Origin of the sequence: Enterobacter sp. BNK-18 (assembly GCF_047456135.1) — a bacterium.
Classification (GTDB): Bacteria; Pseudomonadota; Gammaproteobacteria; order Enterobacterales; family Enterobacteriaceae; genus Enterobacter; species Enterobacter ludwigii.
On record NZ_CP179899.1, the window covers coordinates 1797759 to 1819052 of the forward strand.

Here is a 21294-nt window from a genome sequence, read left to right on the forward strand (position 1 = left end):
TTGTTTTGAATGAAAAAAATCCACGCTTTGGCGTGGATTTTTTTATTCCGGGGTTAAAACACATTTTCCAGGAGTTCTGTTTTCATGCTGGGTTCAAAGGGAATGATTTCAACAGTCGCAAGCTTTAACTTCTGAAAAGGATCCTCGCGTAAGCGCTCTTCAAGAGAGGCAAGACTCTCGCACTTAGCGAGAATGACACCACCGTTTCTTGGGATCCGTCTACCGGACGCCAGAAAAATCCCCTCTGCATACCCCTTTTTTAGCCACTCAACATGAGCAGGTATCGCTGCGTCGATTTCATCGAGTGGTTTTATATAGGTCAAAATGACAATGTAAACCGTGCTCATCCTTTGCCTCTTAACTCTGTTTTTTTAAATCGCTTGTTGGAACTGCTGATACAGTCCCTGTTTTGCCACCGGTTATAGTTATCATTTTTTTTAGCGCTTTTGATCTTAATATGCAGGGCCCGATTGAGACAACGCGTTACGCTTCATATCCCAGGAATAAAACCAATCATGCCAACCATTTTGTTTTGCTGGATAGCTACAGAAAACGACCACTTCCTTTGACAGATTGAATGTTAAGTAATAGAAAGTCGCACCTTCAGGAGGTGCAGATCAAAATAATTTTTCGCCCTGAGCATCGAAGATGGTCAAAACGGTTGGTAATGGCTTAGACTCGCTTAACGCAAAGACTAACTGGCGTGTTGAGTCGACCATTGCATGGTCTAAAAATGGCATACTAACCACTCTGTTACTTTCACCACTAGCCCAATGAAGCAGGTTATTTTCTTTAAAATAAATGAGATTTTCAATCCTTCGTAAACCTCAACTTTTAAAGTTTGATCTTTTTCAAATAACCTTCAAAAAGCCCCACAAGATATACCCGGTATCGTGCTGGTTGCACTTCTTTATACGTTAATACACTAGAAAAATCTTTCAAACACTTTGAACATGTATTTTTCGAAACATCTAATTGGCTATCGTCGTAGCTATATTTCTTATGTTCACTAACAAGCTTCACACCTCTCATTTTCTTAACCAAAAAGCTTTTTACCTCTTCAGTAAGCGTGTCAAACTCATATGAGTTGACGATAGAGTAGACTATTACCCCGTCACATTCAGGGCATGATATTTCCTTTCCATACTCTATGAAATCATTGTCAATGCCATCGAGGACTAATAACTTCTTTTTAAGTCGATTAGTTATTTTCATTTCCTCTATAACCTTTAACTCCAATAATAACAAGTAAGATTAAAAGTAAATGAATGATGTTATTAGTCAATAAATTAATTTAGGAAAGCCTTGGTTATTGATTATATTGAATTCCAAACTATATATATACCATGGTTGAATGACTTTGTCTCATACGAGACAGAAATTCGACCCCGTTCATAATCCCATCTAATCATTTCTGTTTTCGTAACATCAGGAACCCCTAAATTCAGAGAAAGGCTTAGCCAAGCAGACAAGCTTTTCACTGAGTTATTTAGCATGTTAATATTAGTTCTCGCATCCCAGTCCTTTAGGGATTTATAATATTCACTATCTTTATCGACAAGATGAACCATAAAAGGAAAACCAAACATATTGGACGTATAATAGCTTGAAATTCTTTTTCGAAAAATACTGTTGAGTCAATATGATAGTGATGAGGCATAATGTTTTTTATAGCTTTGTGCTTTATTGATTTGTGGTAAAAGTCACAATTACAAAATCCTTCTTCACTATCTATCTCTAAACTTAGACCATCCAGGTTTAGCTCACCGGTAATCGGGTTTAAATTTAATTCAAGCATATTGCCTTGCTCCAATTTTGAGTAACCCACAGATAATGGCAATATAATTACCTTCTCATAGCACTTATATGAAAAGCATTTTCCATGCGTGCAAATCACATACTTTAAACGCAAGGCGCATGCTGGAATTTTCACCATGGCACCAAAATTCACTTACATCAATTTATTCATGCTGGTATGTAAGAACCATTTCCAATGGAATCTTTGTGACAATAAAACCTTATTGCCAATGGTTCAATAAATTAATCCACATTTCTTTTTCTCCAGCGATGACTTTTATATTTTCTCTATTTTCTTTTACATACTGCATGTACGTTTCATAAATACCTCTTATTGTCACAGTTTTTTCAGAGCGAGAAGCTTCAATCAAAGTTATTAGCTTTTCTAAATAACGTGCGGACTCTACTCTTGACTTAAAAAACTCCTTGAGATAGTCGAGCACCTCATTGTATGAATCGTAATTCATTATTCCTCCGGAAGAATATCAATTTTGTCGAAAGTAATTTCCCGTTTTTCTGCGTGCATTTGTTCTACGCCCCCTTTCCCATACTGCGGATAAGCATTTGTAAATTGTTCTAATGGTGCACCAACTTCATCCCCAAACATTCTTGGATGCCTCACTTGAGGAGTACCATTTTCATAAAGTTGCAATGTATCAAATGTTCCTCTAATTCTTGCATCACTCCAAGAAACATCCGCTGGTAAAGTCGGATCAACTTTATCAGGACCTTTTATCTGAAACGCATCACGAGTCGCTTTACCCATATAAAATTTTTCGAATCCAAAATACGTTACAGGCGCTTTTTTAGTTTCGAGAAGACCAGGAACCCATTTATCTAAACTGCCATCGTCATTCAAATATCGGACATAACGATAAGCAGTTGAAGGCATTGTAGCGCCTGGACCAGCAGGCCCAACATAGAAATCAGGTTTTGTTATACCGCTACACTCACGACTCCCCCCCCCACAGATCCACCCATCCCAGCGCATTCGGCGCATACTGGTAAAGGTTTATCCCCCCCGCCAGCCCTATCGGGTCCTGCTGCGTAAACCGCCCGCAGTCCGGGTCGTAATACCGGAACAGATTCTAGTGCAGCCCTGTCTCACGGTCCAGGTATTGCCCCTGCATCCGCAGGTTCTGAGAATATCCTGATACCTACGTTTCACTTTCCTGCAGCAGACGGAACCCTTCCCAGAAAAACCGGATGCTGACCCGGCTTGCCTGTTGGCTGTCCGCCCATCATCTGGCGTCGCGTTTTATTGATGCGGCGGCCGAGCGGATCGTAGCGGAAGCTGACCTGCGTCTGCGTTTTGTTGCGGTCCCGTGGCTGGCTGATGACTTCCGTCAGACGGTGCTCGCCGTCGTAGCGGTAATGCCAGCGGGTCTGGCTGTTATCCTTCTCCATGGTGCGGGCGTGTATGTTACAACTCCAGCGAATGTCGTTCAGCTGCGTCAGGCGGTTGTGCGTGACCTTCTCAGCAGAGTCTTCCTGCGGGTTACCGGCAGCGTACCGTTCTGAACCAGCAAACGCCCGGCGCTGTCGTACTGCCAGCTGAACGGGTTATCGTCACGCTCTTCCCGCACCAGTTATTGCGCTAGTCGTAATCCCAGCGGCGCTGGGCATCGTCAGTGAATACATCCCGACGATGCAGTCGACCAAGAAGTTCGTACTCGCTGAGGGTGGTCAGCAACCCCTGGGTGCGGCTGGCCTCCCGGTGGGACCTCACGGGTATGCTGACACTTGTTGTGAATAAGGATAAGCAAGGAGCGTAAGAGGCAGCCAAAACGCGTGCGGAAGGGAAAGATTATCGTTATACATGACGATGTGATGAACTTCTTGTTTAGCATTTGATTTGAATGAAAAAATCCACGTCAAAGCGTGGTTTTTATATTTCTTAAGTTTTAATTTAATTACTATTAACCTTAAAAAATACCATCTTTGAGAGGATGTTCCTTAATCCCCCCCCAAGGGTCGTCTAACAAAAACTTAGCAGCAATAGCTTCTTTTGTAGGTACAAGGGTGAAATTATAGTAAATTTCATCTCCTTCACAAACCTCATAAAAGAGCGAATAAAGTTCATCGTGCAACTCTAAATTCAAATAAAACTTCTCAGTTGCAGAAGCGATTTGCAGCTTATGTTTATCCGTAATGAAAAATGGTACAACAATACAGCGCTGAGCATTTTCATCCAATTTGAAAGCATTCTCTATTTTGATATTGACGTTTGCTCCAAACGCGTCCTCTGGTAATGGATCGAATATAACATAATCCTTGTGAAGAACAGCACCTTGAGAAACATTACCCTTTCCCCACTGACTCAGCTTTTCGTCATAGTCTCGGGATCGTAACACTATTTGACTATGTGAAATCAGTAGATCAACTATTTGTATTTTTTTATCATTCATTACATTACCTCGATTTTTATTATCGTTCTATCAATAATGTGAGCCCAGGCCATCAAAAATAAAATACCTGTGATATTTTTAAGGTGTTAATGAGTGGCGGTAATACGAAATCTGACAGGGGAAGCACCCTACCCCTGATGCTCAAATATTGGTCAGGATATTATCGGCAAGCTCAAACCCTGAAACCCCCATTGTTGTGTAATTAGGGTATTCGGCAACAGATAACCGCCTGATTTCGTCCTCTCCATTATATAAACCACCAGCATAATTAAATATTTTCAATTGTTTTTTTTCTTCTGTAAGATCAGTGTGACCAATAATTTTCCAAAAGCCCTTGCTGATATTTTGGTTGCCGGTAAAGATAACTTTCGTCTCTTTACCAAACCTTTCAAAACTTAGCGGTGTTAATGAACCGCCATCAATAAGTTCTTCAGCCTGCTGTATTGATAATATGCAGAACCCTATTGCTTGCTTAAATTTTTTGCTTGGAGCAAAAAAAATATGACAAATCGCATATTTCCCATTGCTCAATGGAATGACAAAGATGTCACCCTCTTTGTATTTTACTTTCATAAGCCATTACCTTTCAGTATTGATAACGCATCATTCAATACTTTTCCACCCCAATCACTGTTTTGACCCACAATATCACATGTGCCAGCCTTTGGGTTATTAGGACTATACGATCTGATTTCATTGAGGAGATTTGTTAAAGAATTCGTTGACTTAGCTCCACCATTAAGATCCATAATTCTTTGTTCCAAGTATTTAGCTTCAGCTATGGTCAACTGTTCCAAATGAGATTTACCCTGTGTATTCGCATGGCTATTCAAACGCGTTGGTGCATCCCCACGTCCTACATAGATAATATTCTTTCCATCGTGTAGCACATACAACCCTTGTCCATTTACAGGATCATAATGTTTACCTGCCCCCCCACCCCTACGTGTAGAAGGTAAAACCTTACAAGGTGTTAGACCTAAAGGATCAGTCCAGATTATAGGATTAGGAGCATAGCTGTAAAGATTTAACCCGCCATTTAACCCTATCGGGTCCTGCTGCGTAAACCGCCCGCAGTCCGGGTCGTAATACCGGAACAGATTGTAGTGTAGCCCTGTCTCACGATCCAGGTATTGCCCCTGCATGCGCAGGTTCTGAGAATATCCTGATACCTGCGTCTCGCTTTCCCACAGCAGCTTGCCCCGGCGCTGTTCACCGCTTCCCTGCGCACCTGCCCAGGCAGCGTACCGTCCTGAACCAGCAAACGCCCGGCGCTGTCGTATTGCCAGCGGTACCAGCTGAACGGGTTATCGTCATGCTCTTCCCGCACCAGATTATTGCGGTAGTCGTAATCCCAGCGGCGATGCAGTCGGCTAAGACGGACAGGTGGTCAGCAACCCTTGGGTGCGGCTGATCTCACGGTGAAGTTCGTCGCGGCTAAAATCTGAGACCGACAGCTTATTGAGAGCAGGATGAACAAGGCGCGAAGAAGCAGGCAAGATGCGTGCGGAAGGGAAAGATTACATTGTTAAAGATGGCGATGTGATGAACTTCTTGTTTAACGTTTGATTTATTTTTTATTGCAGGGTCAAAATACATTTTCCAGGAGTTCTGTTTTCATGCTGGGTTCAAAAGGAATGGGATCAGCAGTCGCAAGCTTTAACCTCTGAAAAGGATCTTCGCGCAAGCGCTCTTCAAGAGAGGCAAGACTCTCACACTTAGCGAGAATGACACCATCGTTTCTTGGGATCCGTCTACCGGACGTCAGGAAAATTCCTTCTGCGTATCCCTTTTTAAGCTACTCAACATGAGCAGGTATCGCTGCGTCAATCTCTTCGAGTGGTTTTATAAAGGTCAAAATAACTATGTAAACCGTGCTCATCCTTTGCCTTTCCGTTAGGTTTTTCTCTAAGTAATAATTAAGTCGTTCGTTGGACCTACAGAAACAGTTCCTCTTATGCCATAAGATCACGTTATAATTTTTAGCGGAAATTTTAATCTTAAAAGGGATCACTATGAGATATTATTTTGCGCTTCACCATAATAATTCCATAACATACGATACAAACTGGTAAGCTCTTTATTTTTAAGTTTTTTATTTCACTTGATCACTAAAAATAAAGTTTTCTTCTGCCAGTTTATTTTTTTCCTTGTATTCCTTTTCCCACTCGAAGTATCCGTCAGGTTCATTTGGAGAAACTCCTGTTGTCCAATATTGATCACCATAAGCAATTAACATTGCCCAATGATATTCATTTTCATGACTGCGCAAAGCAATAGACATGTAATCATTTTCCGTAAAACGAACAAGTGGAGAGGCTAATACTATTCGTTCAGCCTCACTCTCTGTTTTATTCGCATATTTAACAATGATCGCTTTAATTAACTCAACCCAACTATAGTAATTAAAAACAACACTTTCATTTGAATCATTAAATTGGATACCATTGATAATATTCATTGCCCTTTACACCTTTGTTTTACTTTGTAACGATCAAACACGGTTGCAGCTTTATTTAAGAAAATAGCAAGCTGTGAACCTATGGGCTTAGCCTTTCCTCCTTTTTTTTACAGCACCAGGGTTTGCTAACATTGGCATCATAACTATGTGCAAGTGTATTGCCTCTATCCTGAGTTACAAATTTAGCCCATTCATTATCAGCAGACTCAAATACTTTTATATTTAGTTTATTCAGTTCTCAATTCTGCCCATTTAATAGCCAGTGATTTATCAGTATTTAGAGATAAATACCCTCTTCTAATGCATTTTCAGTAAACGCTGCTTTTGTAAAGGAAAAGAGAACATCCGCACCTTGTTTTGTATATTTAACTTCATAATTACCAGGTTCTAAAGTAATAAACTCATTTGACATAGCTTCGGAGTCATCAGGATCAAGGGCGCCGCCCGTAACATTCTCCCCCGCCCCGATGAAAACTTTCCCAGAAGATACGCTTAAGAATTATGCAACTGTATACTTACCAACATCGTATCTAATATTGACATTATAGATTCCGTCACCACCAAGATTGGAGATAACAAATTGCATTTTTATTTCTTCATCTTTTGGTTGACTGCACCAATCTTCATCCTCATTAATTCTATGCTTTAATAGCATCAAATCATAAATAACTAATACGGCAGTATCGGTTTCTATAGTTATAAATTATCAAGTAATAAATGAAGGGATTAGGTTAAAAATAGGTATAAGCCCACCTGGCACTCAAAAATCTTACAATATGTTTTTTTATAAGCTAATCATCATAACATGCTGCGGTAAAAATAAAAGACCGAAAAACACAAACTACCCACCGACCTGCATATTAGTTGATTATACTTTCTATAGATTTTACAACGCTTTTATAGAATTGAATCGACTCTTCACCGATTAGTATATTCTCAATCGGCGAGTTTACTGCCACGCCATGATGATCATATATTTTATTTCTAACAGGGTTTTTAAAATAATGTTGAGGTAAGATATCCACTTCGCGCATGTCGATAGCTTTAAACGTTACGAAATAACCGTTTTTCCAACATGAATTATCAGTAATAATTGGCGACAGCAGCAAATTATCTTTTGCCAATACAGCATCTTCTTGAAGCGAAGATGTAAAATGGTTATATATATATATAACTATGGCATTCTTGAACGGGCCGACATCTATTTTACCCAAAGAGACCATGCCATAGCCTAACCGACCATCATTTAACTGAAAGTAAAAAACATCGCCTTCTTTAGGCCATTTTTTTTGATTTTCTTTTGCTGGCACTATAGTAAGTCTATCGGCCATTTTCCATTAACCCTATTATTTAAGCCAATTTCCGCCACACATAATAGCATCCGAGTATAACTTTCTTGTCGGACTTATGCTATTGATAGAATTTTAAAAGTGGGGATTATTGTGAATAATTTCTGGTTCTCTGATCCACGCATGACCGCAATTTAACAGTTCTTCAGTAATTCTAACTATTTTGTCGAACATTTCACCAAGTCACCAAGTCACCAAGTCACCAAGCTGTACAGCACGGATATCTACATCCTTAGTGATCCCTACATAGATAGGTCTGACATCTTTATATCTTAAATACACATGGGTATTATTTCCACTTTTTTCTTTTAATCCACTCAGCAAAAGACATGTTTCTCATTGATCGTTTAGGGCATCAGTTTTTGCAAACAGGATCCACCCACCCCAGCGCATTCGGCGCATACGGGTAAAGGTTTATCGCCCCACCAGCCCTATCGGCCCCTGCTGCGTAAACCGCCCGCTGTCCGGATCGTAATACCGGAACAGATTGTATGCAGCCCGGTCTCACAGTCCAGGTATTGCCCCTGCATACGCAGATCCTGGGAATAACATGATATCTGCGTCTCGCCTTTTCGCAGCAACTTGCACCAGGCGTTGTCTACCCCTCTCCAGCGCACCTGCCCTTCACTATCCATCATTCGCTCCGGCATGCCGTTAGGATGGCAGTAGAACCAGGAAATCTCAGGTCAGCAACGCCATCAATACGCGCCAGCGGATCGTAGCTCTCCTGATCGCTGTAGACATAGGTCAACGGCACATTCCCCGCACTTCCTGCAGCAGGCGGACCCCCTCTCAAGCAAACCGGGTGGTGATGGGCTTACCGGTTAGCTTTACGCCAGCGAATACCATTCAGCTGTGTCAGCCAATCTTACTCGCTACGGATGGTCAGCAGCCCTGCGTAAGGCTGGTCTCACGGTGGAGTACGTCGCGAGTATACTAACCGCTAATCGAGAGCAAGGTGCAAAAGAAGCAGACGAGGTTCGTGCGGAAGGGAAAGACTATATTTTTAAAGATGGCATCGTGTTAACCTATTGTTTAAATTGTAAATTTTATAAGTTAACTATCTTATGCCCTCTTGCGCATAGAGAACTTAAGGTATTTTTAGGCCGATCCTGAAAAGCACGCTGTTTTCCATAAACATAAGCATCGTTAAAATATTTATTCGCTTCCTCGAATAATTCCACTCGTAACGGACCGTACCGAGGTCGCTCAATGGCGCAGTGCCTATATTCGTTCGACGTGTGCGTAATGTGGTCTCTCCCCATTTCTTCGCCTTATCATACTCCGCGAGATCGAAGTAAGGGCTGTACAAGCATACAAATATCCAGTTGGCAAGTTCCAATGCACCCTTCAGCTAAGATAGCGCTTTCTGGACTTGTTGTTATTGCTCAAAGCCTCGATGTAGTTCTTGTTATCGTGTAACTCGTTTCCTTTTCAATAGTATTTATTATAGATATTTGCATACTAAAGTCCTTGCCTATGTCAATAATGCATTTATTTTAGAGCAGCAAATAAGCCTTACTAAAAAACCGTATCTAAATTTAACTTAAAATTATAAAGTCAATACAGTACAATCAATCATCTTATAACAAATATTTTTTAATATTAATGACTCTATAATACTCCAATCACCACCACCAAGGCCAGATCCTATTCTTGGCATTTGTACTGAAAGACGATTCATCAACGCAAAGTCAGACAATTTTGCGAGACATACATCTAAGAATTCATAGCATACATATTGATTATCATCATTGTTATTTTTCTTGATCCCATCCTGTGCAAACATATTAGCAACAAATATCCTTTTTTGATCATCAACCATAACAAAATCTACCGTGCCTAATTCTGGAACGCCATTATCTTTAAAATTGTTGTGATAGTTTTTCTTCGAAGCAGGATATTTTTTAGAAAGAGACAAAACAAATCCCTTCCCCCATTTGCCTTTGTTATTTACAATGTGAGCAATGATTGTGGATTTGTTCAAACACTTTACAGCATCTCCGGATAAATACTTTATTCGGTTTTTTTCTTTAAATGAATCGAGTGAATCCATCCAGACACTTTCAAATTCTTCATTTGAAATCTCTTCAGAGTCACTTAAGTCTAAGTCGCTTTTCTTACCATCATAAAGCAGGAAACCTACTTGTTCGTTTTTATCTAACAAAGAGGAAGAAGCATAATACTCACCATCAACAATATTTATTTGACGTGTCGCGACATCTCCTATAAATTCACTAAGAATGCACCCTTGCCCAGAGATAAAATCAACATTTCCTTTAAAATATTTTTTCTCCAACTACAATCCCTCCCTCTTTTAATAATTCTTTTAGAATCATCAAAATCCTTTATATACAAGATCAAAAGTGTATTTTCTCGTGATTCAATTACCATCTAAGCCAATAGCAGCTATTTCGGCAAAATGGCTTATTCCTTTTAATTTTCTTGCATTACCATATCTATCAACTTCTAATTGGCCTAGTAACATTTTCACAATTGCATCAATATCTTTGAAGTGTTCGTCCGCCAATCATTTCAGGTATGATATTAATGAAGTATTGTCCATCCTCGAAGCGGACAAGTATATCTCCTGTTGAAGCTCTTATTACACCACTCTTCGTGATATCTTTCATCTCTTCTTCGGCTGTATCATGAATCAATGTCTAAGAAGTCAACCCCACCCAATCGCATTCGGCGCCTACGGGTAAAGGTTTATCCTCCCACTAGCCCTATGTGTCCTGCTGCGTAAACCGCCAGCAGTCCGGGTCGTAATACCGGAACAGATTGTAGTGTAGCCCTGTCTCACGGTCCAGGTATTGCCCCTGCATCCGCAGGTTCTGGGAATATCCTGATAACTGCGTCTCGCATTCCCGCAGCAGCTTGCCCCAGACGCTGTTCACCCCTTCCCAGCGCACCTGCCCTTCGCTATCCGTCATCCGCTCCGGCGTGCCGTTCGGCTGACAGTGGAACCAGAAAATCTCAGTGGCATCCACGCCATCAATGCGCGCCAGCGGGTCGTAGCTGTCCTGATCGATGTAGACACAGGTCAGCGGCACGTCCCCGTTCACCTCCTGCAGCAGGCGGACCCCCTCCCAGACGAACCGGGTAGTGACCGGCTTGCCGGTTGGCTGTCCGCCCAGCATCTGGCGTCGCGTTTTGCTGATGCGGCGACCGAGTGGATCGTAGCGGAAGCTGACCTGCGTCAGGCGGTTGTGCGTGACCTTTTCAGCAGAACCTTCCAGCGTGTTACCGGCAGCATCCCAGCACCACTGCTCCTGGCCAGGCAACGTTCCGTCCTGAACAAGCAAGCGTCCGGCGCTGTCGTATTGCCAGCGGTACCAGCTGAACGGGTTATCGTCCCGCTCTTCCCGTACCAGGTTATTGCGGTAGTGATAATCCCAGCGGCGAGACCAGCGGCGCGGCGACGGACGTTGGGCATTGCCAGTGAATACATCCCGGCGATGCAGTCGACCAAGACGGTCGTACTCACTGCGGGTGGTCAGCAGCCCTTGGGTGCGGCTGGTCTCACGGTGAAGTTCGTCGCGGCTAAAATCTGAGACCGACAGCTTATTGAGAGCAGGGTGAACAAGGGGCGAAGAAGCAGGCAAGATGCGTGCGTAAGGCAAAGATTACATCGTTAAATATGGCGATGTCATGAACTCTTGTTTAACGTTTGATTTTCTTACGGGGTTAAAACACATTTTCCAGGAGTTCTGTTTTCATGCTGGGTTCAAAGGGAATGATTTCAACAGTCGCAAGCTTTAACTTCTGAAAAGGATCTTCGCGCAAGCGCTCTTCAAGAGAGGCAAGACTCTCACACTTAGCGAGAATGACACCACCGTTTCTTGGGATCCGTCTACCGGACGCCAGAAAAATCCCCTCTGCATACCCCTTTTTTAGCCACTCAACATGAGCAGGTATCGCTGCGTCGATTTCATCGAGTGGTTTTATATAGGTCAAAATGACAATGTAAACCGTGCTCATCCTTTGCCTCTCAGTTAGGTTTTTACGCCGATTGTTGGAACTGTTTATGCAGCTCCTCTGTTGCCACCCAGTATTGTTATAACGTTTATGTGTATTTTAATCTTAATAAGCGGGTCCGGATTGGGACAACACGTTATGCTTCATAGGAAAAAACCAATCATACCAGCCGTTTTTTTTACCGCAAAGCTACAGACAATGACAACTTCCCTTGGAAGAGTGAATGTTAAGCAATAAAAAAGTCCCTTGGGGAAGTGCAGACAAATATACTTTCTCACACAGTGCATTGAAGTTTGTCAAAACGGCTGGTAACAGCTTTTGTTCATTTAATACAAAGACTAATTAACGTGTTGAATCTAACATTGCATAGTCTAATAATGATACGCCGAAAGTATATTTTTACCGTTTAACGATCACAATGCTTCTATAATCTGTTTCATTTTTTATCCAGAATATTTCATCTTGAGGTAACGTTCCATCACTGCAGAAATCAACAAGTTTACCTAACCATCCATCAGGAACATATTTGTGATAATGCATATTCTCAACATATTCAGAATATAGTCGCTTACTATCAAAGTCTATAAATAAATCCGGCATTATATCATATATATCCCACCAGGTTGTTTTTTCTGAAAGCCTATTGTAAAACGCCACAGACATATCATCCTTATCGTATAAATAACCCTCTTTAATTAAGTTATCAATGAATATTTGTACGTTTTCTTCATTTACTACTGGTATGTCATATCTTTCTTTATGGATATCCTGTAAGTTAATTTCCACCCCGTTTTTCACAAAATCGTCTACCCATTTAACTCTGTCCAAAACCCACATTTCTTTAAAGGCAACGAACCAGTAAAATCTTCCTTCGTTCTTTACTATTACAAGGAGTTCATCATCTTTATTAACATTCATATAGTAACCTATTTTACATTCCCCGTGCCTGGAATCGCTACTTCTTCAAGCCATTCTGCCCATATTGATGGTAATTCATACGATCTACCTGGCGTTGTCGGATCGACACGCTTAGGAGCTAACCAACCTTGATTTAACGGATTAGTACGATAAACGGCCTGAGGTATTGCACTTTCTTCTATGAAATCCGCCATCCACTTAGGAAGTTGAAAGGAGACAATTTCTGCATTACCACCTCTAATATCAAGGAAATGCTGAGCATGCGAGCTATCTCCAATACTGATATTTAAGGTTCCACTATTTAAGGGTCCACGCTGAATTTTGGGGTTATTAGCAGAATCTAATTTGATTCTGACCCGACTTGCATTTGGTGGAATTCCCGCTTGAATCCTAAATATATACTCATTTGCATTGGGATCCCCTCTCTTGCATAAACCCAGCGGAGCTATTCAACCTAATGGATTAGGAGCATAGCTGTAAAGATTTAACCCGCCATATAGCCCTATCAGATCCTGCTGCGTAAACCGTCCGCAGCCCGGGCCGTAATACAGGAACAGTTTGTAGTGCAGCCCTGTCTCACGATCCAGGTATTGCCCCTGCATCCGCAGGTTCTGGGAATATCCTGATACCTGCGTTTCACTTTCCCGCAGCAGCTTGCCCCAGGCGCTGTTCATCCCTTCCCAGCGCACCTGCCCTTCAATATCCGTCATCCGCTCCGGCGTGCCGTTCGGCTGATAGTGGAACCAGAAGATCTCCGGGGCATCCACGCCATCAATGCGCGCCAGCGGGTCGTAGCTGTCCTGATCGCTTTAGACACAGGTCAGCGGCACGTCCCCGTGCACCTCCTGCAGCAGGCGGACCCCTTCCCAGACAAACCGGGTAGTGACCGGCTTGCCGGTTGGCTGTCCGCCCAGCATCTGGCGTCGCGTTTTGCTGATGCGGCGACCGAGCGGATCGTAGCGGAAGCTGACCTGCGTCTGCGGTTTGTTGCGGTCCCGCGGCTGGCTAATCACTTCCGTCAGGCGATCTTCACCGTCGTAGCGGTAGTGCCAGCGGGTCTGGCCGTTATCCTTCTCCACAGTGCGGCCGTGGATATCATAGCGCCAGCGAATGCCGTTCAGCTGCGTCAGGCGGTTGTCCGTGACCTTCTCAGCAGAACCTTCCAGCGGGTTACCGGCAGCATCCCAGCGCCACTGCTCCTGGCCAGGCAACGTGCTGTCCTGTACAAGCAAACGCCGGGCGCTGTCGTACTGCCAGCGGTACCAGCTGAACGGGTTATCGTCCCGCTCTTCCCGTACCAGGTTATTACGGTAGTCATAATCCCAGCGGCGCGGCGACGGACGCTGCGCATTGCCAGTGAATACATCCCGGCGATGCAGTCGACCAAGACGGTCGTACTCGCTGCGGGTTGTAAGCAGTACCCGGGGGCGGCGATTCTCAAGGTGGAGTCGTTCGTCGCGGGTATACTGACAATTTATTGAGGGAAAGGGTAAGCGAGGCGCAAAAAACAAGCAAGATACATGCAAAAGGAAAAAAATGATATTGTCAAAAATGACTACGTGATGAACTAATTGTTTAACATTTGTTTTTTTGAATCAAAAAATCCACACCAAGGCGTGGATTTTCATTCAGAGATAAACTCCCTCTTCTAATGAGTTTTCAATAAACGTTGCTTTTGTAAAGGAAATTAGAACATCTGAACCTTGCTTTTTAAATTTAACTTTGTAACTACCAGGTTCTAAAATAATAAACTCACCAGAAATAGCATCTGAGTCATCAGGCTCAAGATCTCCGCCCGTGACATCCTCTCCCGCTCCAATGAAAACCTTTCCAGAAGGTACGTTTAAAAATAGTGCCCCAACATATTCGTCAACATTATTTCTTATATGAATTTTATAGGCACCATCCTCTCCAAGATTGAGAAATAATACATTCCCTTTATTTATTTCTTCAATTTCATCTTCTGGAAGACTCCACCAATCTGCATCATTATCAATTCTATGTTTTAATGACATCAAATCATAAATAACTAATGTGGCAGTATCCGTCTGGACATAAATGGATTTATTCATTTTACCCCCCCTATTGAAATATTATTTCCCTGATGACATCCCCAGCGGAAATCCCGCCTTTCTACCTGTATTTTCCAAGAACTACCGACACTTTTATTAATTGTTTCATTCAGCATTTATACTCTTTGTACAGGCAAATCTTCAACAATTAAATGAACAGATGATCAGCATTTTACTTACTTAGATCAGGAGCTGAGCCGAACATCTTTTCAAAGCACACAGAAACAGCTTGCCTTATCATTTCTAAGGGCATTTGATCTTAATACGCTGAGCCAGTTCGAGTTAACGCATTACGCTTCATATCAAAGGAATAAAACCAATCATACCAGCCATTCTCTTGTACTGCATAACTACAGACGACAACCACTTCCTTTGATAGATTGAATGTTAAGTAATAGAAAATAGCGCCTTCAGGAGGTGCAGACGACAACAGTGTTTCGCCCCGAGCATTGAAAATTGTCAAAACGGTTGGTAATGGCTTTGGTTCGCTTAACGCAAAGACTAATTGGCGTGTTGAATCTATCATTGCACAGTCTAAAAATGGCATAGTAATCAGTACGTTACTTTCACCATGCGTCCATTCAAGCAGATCATTTTCTTTAATACAATTGAGATTTTCAATCATAGGTAAATCTAAAATTACAATATTTGATCTGTTTCAAGTCACCTTCAAAAAACCCCACAAGATATACACGGTACCGGGCTGGCTGAACTTCTTTATACGTAAAGACAGTTGAAAAGTCTTTTAAACAGTTTTGACATGTATTTTTCGAAACATACAATTGGCTTTCATCATAGCTATATTTATTATCTTCACTAAGATACTTCACACCTCTCATTTTCTTAACAAGAAAGCATTTTACCTCTTCGGTGAGCGAGTCAAAACCATATGAATTTACTATGGAATATATTATTACACCTTCGCATTCAGGGCATGCTAGTTCCTTTCCATACTCTATGAAATCATTGTCATTGCCATCTAGGACTAATAACTTCTTTTTCAGTCGATTTGTTATTTTCACTTTATCTAAACCTTTAGCTCCATTAATAGACAGGTTAGGTGATAAGCAAATGGGGGGATTTTATTAATTGATAATTTCATTTAGTCAAACATTCCATTCGATATAAATTCCACAGTCGAAGTTTTTTTCATTAGACTGTACAACAATTCTTCCCCATTCATGATCCCATTGAATTCCATATTGAGGATTGTTAATTTCAAGCTTAGGGTTTGAGATTATTTCATTCTCAACCTATTTTTCGTTTGAACAGTAACTGGTCCTAAAGGATAGTTACTATTTCTGAGAAATAACAAATTCATGACCAAAGATGGTAATTGTTAATTAAAGGGAAAAATACGTTGCATTTTTAGTTTTTAACTAGAAATTTATGGCTTGCTACAGAGTTTCATAAAAATAGACTTCACAGCAGCAGAATTAAATAAGTCGCAAACTTATTAATTATTCTTTAAGGAAGACTCTCTTCTGTTACCAATCCATCAACAAAGTTGGAAAATGAATTTGTCAGATATCTTTGAAGTTTTATATGATTCTCTTGCATAGTCAAATCTTCATCAAAAGAATCTGTAGCAAAATATACAATTGAATAATTATCTAAATTCAGACAAAAGAAATTCCCTCCCCAATCATTTGCGAAAGGAAGTAGGTTCCTAGGAATCACTTCCCTATCCAACATGCTAATATAGCAACCGTCAATTAAAGACCTAGGATCATCATTTGTCTGAGTATTATAAACAAACGGTTTAAATCCTGCTACCTCTACTGGCTCAAAACCTTCATCACCGTCCCACCAACTTTTCTCAGGAATGCCACCATTAAATTGCAGATAATGTGATACGAAATCATCCGGAAGGGTAATAGATAATTTACTTTCCGTTTTATAAATATCTGCACGTCCAATCTTTTTTTCACATTTTTTGAAGTTATTCATCAGATTATGACGTAGTAATTACACTCCGTAAGCAATTACATGGAACATATTTATTCAAGCCACCTTTAAAAGGTAAATAACGATGTATTCATGTTCTTTTGCGCAAAAAAAATTCAAGGTATTTTCTAGGTCTATCCTGAAATGCACGCTCTTTGCCGTAGTTATAAGCATCGTTAAAATATTTATACGCTTCCTCAAATTGATTCAACTCATAACAGACCATGCCGAGATCGATTAAGGGTGCAGTGTCTATATCCGATCCACATGTCCGTAATGTCGTCTCTCCCCATTTCTTTGCCTCAGCATAATCCGCCAGATCAAAATATGCGCTGTATATGCATGCACAGATCCAGTTGGCAATTTCCCATTCGAGCTTCGGCTCAGGAAGAGCTTGCCAGGCTTTGTGGTATTGCTCTAACGCCTCAGTATATTTTTTATCATCATGAAACTCATTTCCTTTTTCTATAAAAGATGTAACTCTTTTTTCATCAAATTTATCGTAACCGATTTTCATGTGTTTATTGATGGTGAATCGCAAAGAAACCTCCTAACCAATATAAAAGCTGACATGAGCCATAAATACTTTTGAATAAAGAAGTTCTCTAAAAAATGTTATTTTTAATATTAAAAAATAAAAAGTTAACCAAAAAAGAATTGCTTAAACCCTTTTGCCTCAACATCCTTTAGTTTGCCTTTAAGCATAAAATCGATATCTTCCAGAAAATCCTCTCTGAAATTAAAATCATCATCTGTACCATCACCATCATATTTACTTTGCTCTATCTCAATGGCAGAACAAAAAACATCCAAAAAGTCAGCTAAGGAACCGGAAATGATAAAGTTTCGTTTTTGAATACTACCATAAACAGGAGATGTTATATTTCGGGTGTCACAAAAAAGAACGTCTCCATTTCTTTCAGCAAAGATTATATACTCATCGTGCCAGGCCGTATCATTTTGAACTCGCCAACCTGATAATATTTCATTGAGATCTTGAGACTCAACAATTTGTATAAAGAAAGTACCATAAAATGTTGGATGGTCATTTAAAATCAAATGGCTATAAAAAAATCGAATTTCGCCATTTAAATTCGCAGGGAGAGAACTTTCATTTTCTTCTGCTGTAAAGTCTATCTCTCCCATATTTAAATCATTCGTTTTGAATTTGATAACAAAGTCTTGAATAGTATTTTTTATATACATCATTCCTCTTTAAGAGTTAACATTATTGATTACTCGTAAAACTACTATGATCTATAGTTGAAAAATGGACTCATCATCCAAAGAAGTTTTTCGCACCATTAAAAAAGAAAAATAAAGAATCAGTGATGGCACGACACCATTCAATATTAAGGTAGTTTATTGCCCTTTCTCTTACGATTTGAGTCTATTTCGTAAAAATAATCTTCACAGAAAACGTCTAAAGCATTTTCCAGTTGAACAAGCTTCAAACCCCGAAAGCCTTTACTTTCAATAACTTCCTTAACCTTTTTTTTAATAATAATAAACCCTCCTAATAATGTGCCGCTAAACGAAAAAATATCATATTCAATCGCATCATTCTTTAATTCAATTTTAAAAGGTATGATATCTCCGAATTTATCATCTTCAAGAATAGATTTTTCTTCATCTATAACATCCACGCCGGGAAAATATACATATTTAAAATCATCTCGAAGAACTTGTCCATTCCCAATCGAAACTGGTGTTATATCTCGGTCAAAAATAACATTGTGCTTATAATTTTCTAAAATTGAAAATAAAGACTTGTCCATCAAGTGCCCAAAGTCTTTTTTATAATAGTCAAATTTCAAAGCCCCAACATTTTTATTGCACAACAAATAAATACGTTCTGGACATGCATCGTCTGTTATTCGATAAGGGAAGGAAAATGAAGAGCCTTCTATTTTCCAGTTTTCATCGATCTGTAATCTTTCATCAACCGTGCCCTGTAAATTTCTTGGCATGAGTGATGATTCAAAGTCATTCATGATCACATGATAGGACATTAATTCATTCCCCTGCATTTTGTTGTGGGAATATGACCCATCCAAATTTAATTCTTCATATCAATCTGGGTCCGCCTTATAGCTATCCTCGTCCCTTTAGCATCTAATATCCCAGAATTATATCGTTGCTCAACACGAGCAATTCGCTGGCGGACAATACCACTATAGTTATGATGATTACTGCTATGGAAAACATCCATTCCTTTCCTGCATCTTGTTTCATTGCTGTTGCGCTGCCTGGCAAATAAATACCATTAAATGCAAAGTCCATGTCTTTACCGATGCCAATATTATTGAAGAATGATCGGTTCTCTTTCCACACCTCAGCGGGTATAACATGGTAAGCAGAGAGTCGATCTCCAACTTTGCCAGACTTATCTTTAACTAATATACCGCTATTAAATAACCCCCCACGGATCCACCCATCCCAGCGCATTCGGCGCATACTGGTAAAGGTCTATCCCCCCGCCAGCCCTATCGGGTCCTGATGCGTAAACCGTCCGCAGCCCGGGCCGTAATACAGGAACAGTTTGTAGTGCAGCCCTGTCTCACGATCCAGGTATTGCCCCTGCATCCGCAGGTTCTGGGAATATCCTGATACCTGCGTTTCACTTTCCCGCAGCAGCTTGCCCCAGGCGCTGTTCACCCCTTCCCAGCGCACCTGCCCTTCAATATCCGTCATCCGCTCCGGCGTGCCGTTCGGCTGATAGTGGAACCAGAAGATCTCCGGGGCATCCACGCCATCAATGCGCGCCAGCGGGTCGTAGCTGTCCTGATCGCTTTAGACACAGGTCAGCGGCACGTCCCCGTGCACCTCCTGCAGCAGGCGGACCCCTTCCCAGACAAACCGGGTAGTGACCGGCTTGACGGTTGGCTGTCCGCCCATCATCTGGCGTCGCGTTTTGCTGATGCGGCGACCGAGCGGATCGTAGCGGAAGCTGACCTGCGTCTGCGGTTTGTTGCGGTTCCTCGGGTTTGGCCGTTATCCTTCTCTACGGTGCGAGCATGGATATTATTATGCCAGCGAATACCATTCAGCTGCGTCAGGCGGTTGTGCGTAACCTTCTCAGCAGAACCTTCAAGCGGTTTACCGGCAGCATCCCAGCGCCACTGCTCCTGCCCGGGTAGCGTGCCGTCCTGAACAAGCAAACGCCCGACGCTTTCGTATTGCCAGCGGTACCAGCTGAACGGGTTATCATCCCGATCTTCCCGTACCAGGTTATTGCGGTAGTCGTAATCCCAGTGGCGGGACTCGCATCGCGGTGCCGGACGCTGGGCATTGCCGGTAAAGACGTTCCGGCGATGCAGTCGACCAAAATAGTCGTACTCGTTGCGGGTGGTCAGCGCCCCCTGCGTACAGAATGGAAAAATTGCACTGTTAAAGATGGCGACATACTAAACTTCCTGAGTAAAGTTTAAATAGTTTCAGTTGTGTCTTGAGACTCTCTTTACCTTATGGCATTTACTAATAACCAACGCCATATCTTGATTTTTTATTGAAAGATCAACTAAGGTGTATATAGTGAATCCTGAAAGTGAGTAATTCATCTCGCCATAAATCCAATTTTTACAAAATTATTACCTAACTATTCTTTATGCATTTCATTATACATTTCTCTTTTTTAGACTCACTTATAAAAGATGTACAAAGAAGATTATTATTTCATTTAAAAAAAGGGATTAATCCGACTTTTTATCTCGTATACCAAATAAGGCAGTCATCTATAATAAATTTAAATATCACTATTGGACAATATGACTTCCGTTTCATGAATGGATAACTCATATATGTAATGTACGATTTATTACCATCAGAGATTAAGATCCCATTCAATATATATCCCACAATCAAAGGATCTTTCATTTGATTGCACTGTTATCTCTCCCCATTCATAAGTCCATTTTGTTCCATATGGAGGCTTATTTATCTTTCCCATATTCTTTCTGGAAAATTTATTTTGAACCCATTCTGTCAATCGTCTTTCTTCCTTTTCTAGATTTTTTAACGATGCCCTCTTATCCCAATCTTTGAGTGATTGATAAAAATCTCCGTCTTTATTTGTAAGAAAAAGAGATGGATTAAATGAGAAAATTGCTGGTCTGAACTCTACGATAAAGTTCTGCCCTTCCCATTCAATATCATTTTTCGAAAAATAAAATTTACCTATCTTAGTGAATTGCGGATGGGTTTTGTAAAATTCAGATGAAGTGAATGTTTCAAAAGAGCTAAGTTCAATAGGATAACCATCAATTTTAACATTCCCATTTTTAACATTAAATGTCATCTTCTTCATATATCTATAATCTTACCAGGAATTAATTTACCTCTTGCTTCTTCAGGTATGTAAA

20 protein-coding genes and 9 pseudogenes are annotated in these 21294 nt (G+C 41.0%); 1 reads left to right on the forward strand and 28 read right to left on the reverse strand.

Annotation, left to right across the window (positions count from 1 at the left end):
- Window positions 1-53 precede the first annotated feature (53 nt).
- The 8 genes and pseudogenes from ACMGG3_RS08600 to ACMGG3_RS08635 form a co-directional block, all read right to left on the reverse strand.
- Window positions 54-347 (reverse strand): YciI family protein, encoded by a 294-nt coding sequence (locus ACMGG3_RS08600; protein ID WP_014170518.1) that lies wholly within the window; start codon window positions 345-347, stop codon window positions 54-56.
- A gap of 487 nt (window positions 348-834) precedes the next feature.
- Window positions 835-1215: a hypothetical protein gene (locus ACMGG3_RS08605; RefSeq protein WP_284942486.1), complete on the reverse strand. Its 381-nt coding sequence runs from the start codon at window positions 1213-1215 to the stop codon at window positions 835-837.
- An 803-nt stretch (window positions 1216-2018) separates the two neighbouring features.
- Window positions 2019-2264, reverse strand: coding sequence for a hypothetical protein (locus ACMGG3_RS08610; RefSeq protein WP_032678364.1), 246 nt, complete (start codon window positions 2262-2264; stop codon window positions 2019-2021).
- Entirely contained in the window at window positions 2264-2689 is a 426-nt protein-coding gene (locus ACMGG3_RS08615) for a hypothetical protein (RefSeq protein ID WP_414149784.1), read from the reverse strand. Before ACMGG3_RS08615 ends, ACMGG3_RS08610 begins: the two co-directional genes overlap by 1 nt.
- Window positions 2690-2759: 70 nt before the next feature.
- Window positions 2760-3517, reverse strand: a pseudogene (locus tag ACMGG3_RS08620) (RHS repeat-associated core domain-containing protein); the annotation flags it as partial.
- A gap of 205 nt (window positions 3518-3722) precedes the next feature.
- On the reverse strand, window positions 3723-4205 hold the full coding sequence (gene comJ, locus ACMGG3_RS08625; RefSeq protein WP_041162703.1) for a competence protein ComJ: 483 nt from the start codon (window positions 4203-4205) through the stop codon (window positions 3723-3725).
- Window positions 4206-4346: 141 nt separating this feature from the next.
- Window positions 4347-4778 carry an immunity 26/phosphotriesterase HocA family protein gene (locus tag ACMGG3_RS08630; RefSeq protein ID WP_414149785.1) on the reverse strand — a complete coding sequence of 144 codons (432 nt, stop codon included), beginning with the start codon at window positions 4776-4778 and terminating at the stop codon, window positions 4347-4349.
- Window positions 4775-5695: pseudogene (locus ACMGG3_RS08635) on the reverse strand (RHS repeat-associated core domain-containing protein); the annotation flags it as partial. The pseudogene ACMGG3_RS08635 and the gene ACMGG3_RS08630, both read right to left, overlap by 4 nt.
- Here ACMGG3_RS08635 and ACMGG3_RS08640 point away from each other — a divergent pair.
- A pseudogene (locus ACMGG3_RS08640) lies at window positions 5691-5774 on the forward strand (DUF933 domain-containing protein); the annotation flags it as partial. The pseudogenes ACMGG3_RS08635 and ACMGG3_RS08640 sit on opposite strands and share 5 nt — an antisense overlap.
- A 19-nt stretch (window positions 5775-5793) precedes the next feature.
- Here the strand turns inward: ACMGG3_RS08640 and ACMGG3_RS08645 are convergent.
- From ACMGG3_RS08645 to ACMGG3_RS08740, 20 genes and pseudogenes are all read right to left on the reverse strand, one after another.
- Window positions 5794-6087: pseudogene (locus ACMGG3_RS08645) on the reverse strand (YciI family protein).
- A 213-nt stretch (window positions 6088-6300) separates the two neighbouring features.
- On the reverse strand, window positions 6301-6666 hold the full coding sequence (locus tag ACMGG3_RS08650) for a hypothetical protein (protein ID WP_049023180.1): 366 nt from the start codon (window positions 6664-6666) through the stop codon (window positions 6301-6303).
- A gap of 277 nt (window positions 6667-6943) precedes the next feature.
- Window positions 6944-7366 (reverse strand): annotated as a pseudogene (locus ACMGG3_RS08655) (DUF6386 family protein).
- A 160-nt stretch (window positions 7367-7526) separates the two neighbouring features.
- Entirely contained in the window at window positions 7527-7997 is a 471-nt protein-coding gene (locus ACMGG3_RS08660) for an Imm26 family immunity protein (protein ID WP_414149786.1), read from the reverse strand.
- Between the two features lie 385 nt (window positions 7998-8382).
- Window positions 8383-8840, reverse strand: a pseudogene (locus tag ACMGG3_RS08665) (RHS repeat-associated core domain-containing protein); the annotation flags it as partial.
- A gap of 727 nt (window positions 8841-9567) precedes the next feature.
- Window positions 9568-10314: an Appr-1-p processing protein gene (locus ACMGG3_RS08670; protein ID WP_346589076.1), complete on the reverse strand. Its 747-nt coding sequence runs from the start codon at window positions 10312-10314 to the stop codon at window positions 9568-9570.
- Between the two features lie 202 nt (window positions 10315-10516).
- A complete protein-coding gene (locus ACMGG3_RS08675; protein ID WP_370385318.1) occupies window positions 10517-10675 on the reverse strand; it encodes an HYD1 signature containing ADP-ribosyltransferase family protein in 159 nt (52 codons plus the stop codon).
- 41 nt (window positions 10676-10716) lie between these two features.
- Window positions 10717-11614: pseudogene (locus ACMGG3_RS08680) on the reverse strand (RHS repeat domain-containing protein); the annotation flags it as partial.
- Window positions 11615-11705: 91 nt separating this feature from the next.
- On the reverse strand, window positions 11706-11999 hold the full coding sequence (locus ACMGG3_RS08685; protein ID WP_014170518.1) for a YciI family protein: 294 nt from the start codon (window positions 11997-11999) through the stop codon (window positions 11706-11708).
- Window positions 12000-12395: 396 nt separating this feature from the next.
- Window positions 12396-12914 (reverse strand): hypothetical protein, encoded by a 519-nt coding sequence (locus ACMGG3_RS08690; RefSeq protein WP_414149787.1) that lies wholly within the window; start codon window positions 12912-12914, stop codon window positions 12396-12398.
- Between the two features lie 452 nt (window positions 12915-13366).
- Window positions 13367-14380: pseudogene (locus ACMGG3_RS08695) on the reverse strand (RHS repeat domain-containing protein); the annotation flags it as partial.
- A gap of 162 nt (window positions 14381-14542) precedes the next feature.
- On the reverse strand, window positions 14543-14986 hold the full coding sequence (locus tag ACMGG3_RS08700; protein WP_041162709.1) for a DUF6386 family protein: 444 nt from the start codon (window positions 14984-14986) through the stop codon (window positions 14543-14545).
- 259 nt (window positions 14987-15245) lie between these two features.
- A complete protein-coding gene (locus ACMGG3_RS08705; protein ID WP_071820438.1) occupies window positions 15246-15611 on the reverse strand; it encodes a hypothetical protein in 366 nt (121 codons plus the stop codon).
- Between the two features lie 842 nt (window positions 15612-16453).
- Window positions 16454-16936 carry an SMI1/KNR4 family protein gene (locus ACMGG3_RS08710; RefSeq protein WP_080010520.1) on the reverse strand — a complete coding sequence of 161 codons (483 nt, stop codon included), beginning with the start codon at window positions 16934-16936 and terminating at the stop codon, window positions 16454-16456.
- Window positions 16937-17024: 88 nt separating this feature from the next.
- Window positions 17025-17450, reverse strand: coding sequence for a hypothetical protein (locus ACMGG3_RS08715; protein ID WP_032669715.1), 426 nt, complete (start codon window positions 17448-17450; stop codon window positions 17025-17027).
- 125 nt (window positions 17451-17575) lie between these two features.
- Window positions 17576-18142 (reverse strand): hypothetical protein, encoded by a 567-nt coding sequence (locus ACMGG3_RS08720; RefSeq protein WP_414149788.1) that lies wholly within the window; start codon window positions 18140-18142, stop codon window positions 17576-17578.
- Window positions 18143-18285: 143 nt separating this feature from the next.
- Window positions 18286-18945, reverse strand: a complete 660-nt coding sequence (locus ACMGG3_RS08725) for an Imm43 family immunity protein (protein WP_414149789.1) — start codon at window positions 18943-18945, stop codon at window positions 18286-18288.
- 103 nt (window positions 18946-19048) lie between these two features.
- A complete protein-coding gene (locus ACMGG3_RS08730; RefSeq protein ID WP_080010521.1) occupies window positions 19049-19381 on the reverse strand; it encodes a hypothetical protein in 333 nt (110 codons plus the stop codon).
- Window positions 19350-20301: pseudogene (locus ACMGG3_RS08735) on the reverse strand (RHS repeat-associated core domain-containing protein); the annotation flags it as partial. The gene ACMGG3_RS08730 and the pseudogene ACMGG3_RS08735, both read right to left, overlap by 32 nt.
- A 455-nt stretch (window positions 20302-20756) precedes the next feature.
- Complete coding sequence (locus tag ACMGG3_RS08740) at window positions 20757-21239, reverse strand: hypothetical protein (protein WP_414149790.1); 483 nt, start codon at window positions 21237-21239, stop codon at window positions 20757-20759.
- Window positions 21240-21294 lie beyond the last annotated feature (55 nt).

Excerpts from the sequence above, each read along its gene's own strand:
- ACMGG3_RS08600 (WP_014170518.1), bottom strand. The coding sequence starts at position 347 with ATGAGCACGGTTTACATTGTCATTTTGACCTATATAAAACCACTCGAT.
- ACMGG3_RS08605 (WP_284942486.1), bottom strand. The coding sequence starts at position 1,215 with ATGAAAATAACTAATCGACTTAAAAAGAAGTTATTAGTCCTCGATGGC.
- ACMGG3_RS08610 (WP_032678364.1), bottom strand. The coding sequence starts at position 2,264 with ATGAATTACGATTCATACAATGAGGTGCTCGACTATCTCAAGGAGTTT.
- ACMGG3_RS08615 (WP_414149784.1), bottom strand. The coding sequence starts at position 2,689 with ATGCCTTCAACTGCTTATCGTTATGTCCGATATTTGAATGACGATGGC.
- comJ (WP_041162703.1), bottom strand. The coding sequence starts at position 4,205 with ATGAATGATAAAAAAATACAAATAGTTGATCTACTGATTTCACATAGT.
- ACMGG3_RS08630 (WP_414149785.1), bottom strand. The coding sequence starts at position 4,778 with ATGAAAGTAAAATACAAAGAGGGTGACATCTTTGTCATTCCATTGAGC.
- ACMGG3_RS08650 (WP_049023180.1), bottom strand. The coding sequence starts at position 6,666 with ATGAATATTATCAATGGTATCCAATTTAATGATTCAAATGAAAGTGTT.
- ACMGG3_RS08660 (WP_414149786.1), bottom strand. The coding sequence starts at position 7,997 with ATGGCCGATAGACTTACTATAGTGCCAGCAAAAGAAAATCAAAAAAAA.
- ACMGG3_RS08685 (WP_014170518.1), bottom strand. The coding sequence starts at position 11,999 with ATGAGCACGGTTTACATTGTCATTTTGACCTATATAAAACCACTCGAT.
- ACMGG3_RS08690 (WP_414149787.1), bottom strand. The coding sequence starts at position 12,914 with ATGAATGTTAATAAAGATGATGAACTCCTTGTAATAGTAAAGAACGAA.
- ACMGG3_RS08700 (WP_041162709.1), bottom strand. The coding sequence starts at position 14,986 with ATGAATAAATCCATTTATGTCCAGACGGATACTGCCACATTAGTTATT.
- ACMGG3_RS08705 (WP_071820438.1), bottom strand. The coding sequence starts at position 15,611 with ATGATTGAAAATCTCAATTGTATTAAAGAAAATGATCTGCTTGAATGG.
- ACMGG3_RS08710 (WP_080010520.1), bottom strand. The coding sequence starts at position 16,936 with ATGAATAACTTCAAAAAATGTGAAAAAAAGATTGGACGTGCAGATATT.
- ACMGG3_RS08715 (WP_032669715.1), bottom strand. The coding sequence starts at position 17,450 with ATGAAAATCGGTTACGATAAATTTGATGAAAAAAGAGTTACATCTTTT.
- ACMGG3_RS08720 (WP_414149788.1), bottom strand. The coding sequence starts at position 18,142 with ATGATGTATATAAAAAATACTATTCAAGACTTTGTTATCAAATTCAAA.
- ACMGG3_RS08725 (WP_414149789.1), bottom strand. The coding sequence starts at position 18,945 with ATGTCCTATCATGTGATCATGAATGACTTTGAATCATCACTCATGCCA.
- ACMGG3_RS08730 (WP_080010521.1), bottom strand. The coding sequence starts at position 19,381 with ATGCGCTGGGATGGGTGGATCCGTGGGGGGTTATTTAATAGCGGTATA.
- ACMGG3_RS08740 (WP_414149790.1), bottom strand. The coding sequence starts at position 21,239 with ATGAAGAAGATGACATTTAATGTTAAAAATGGGAATGTTAAAATTGAT.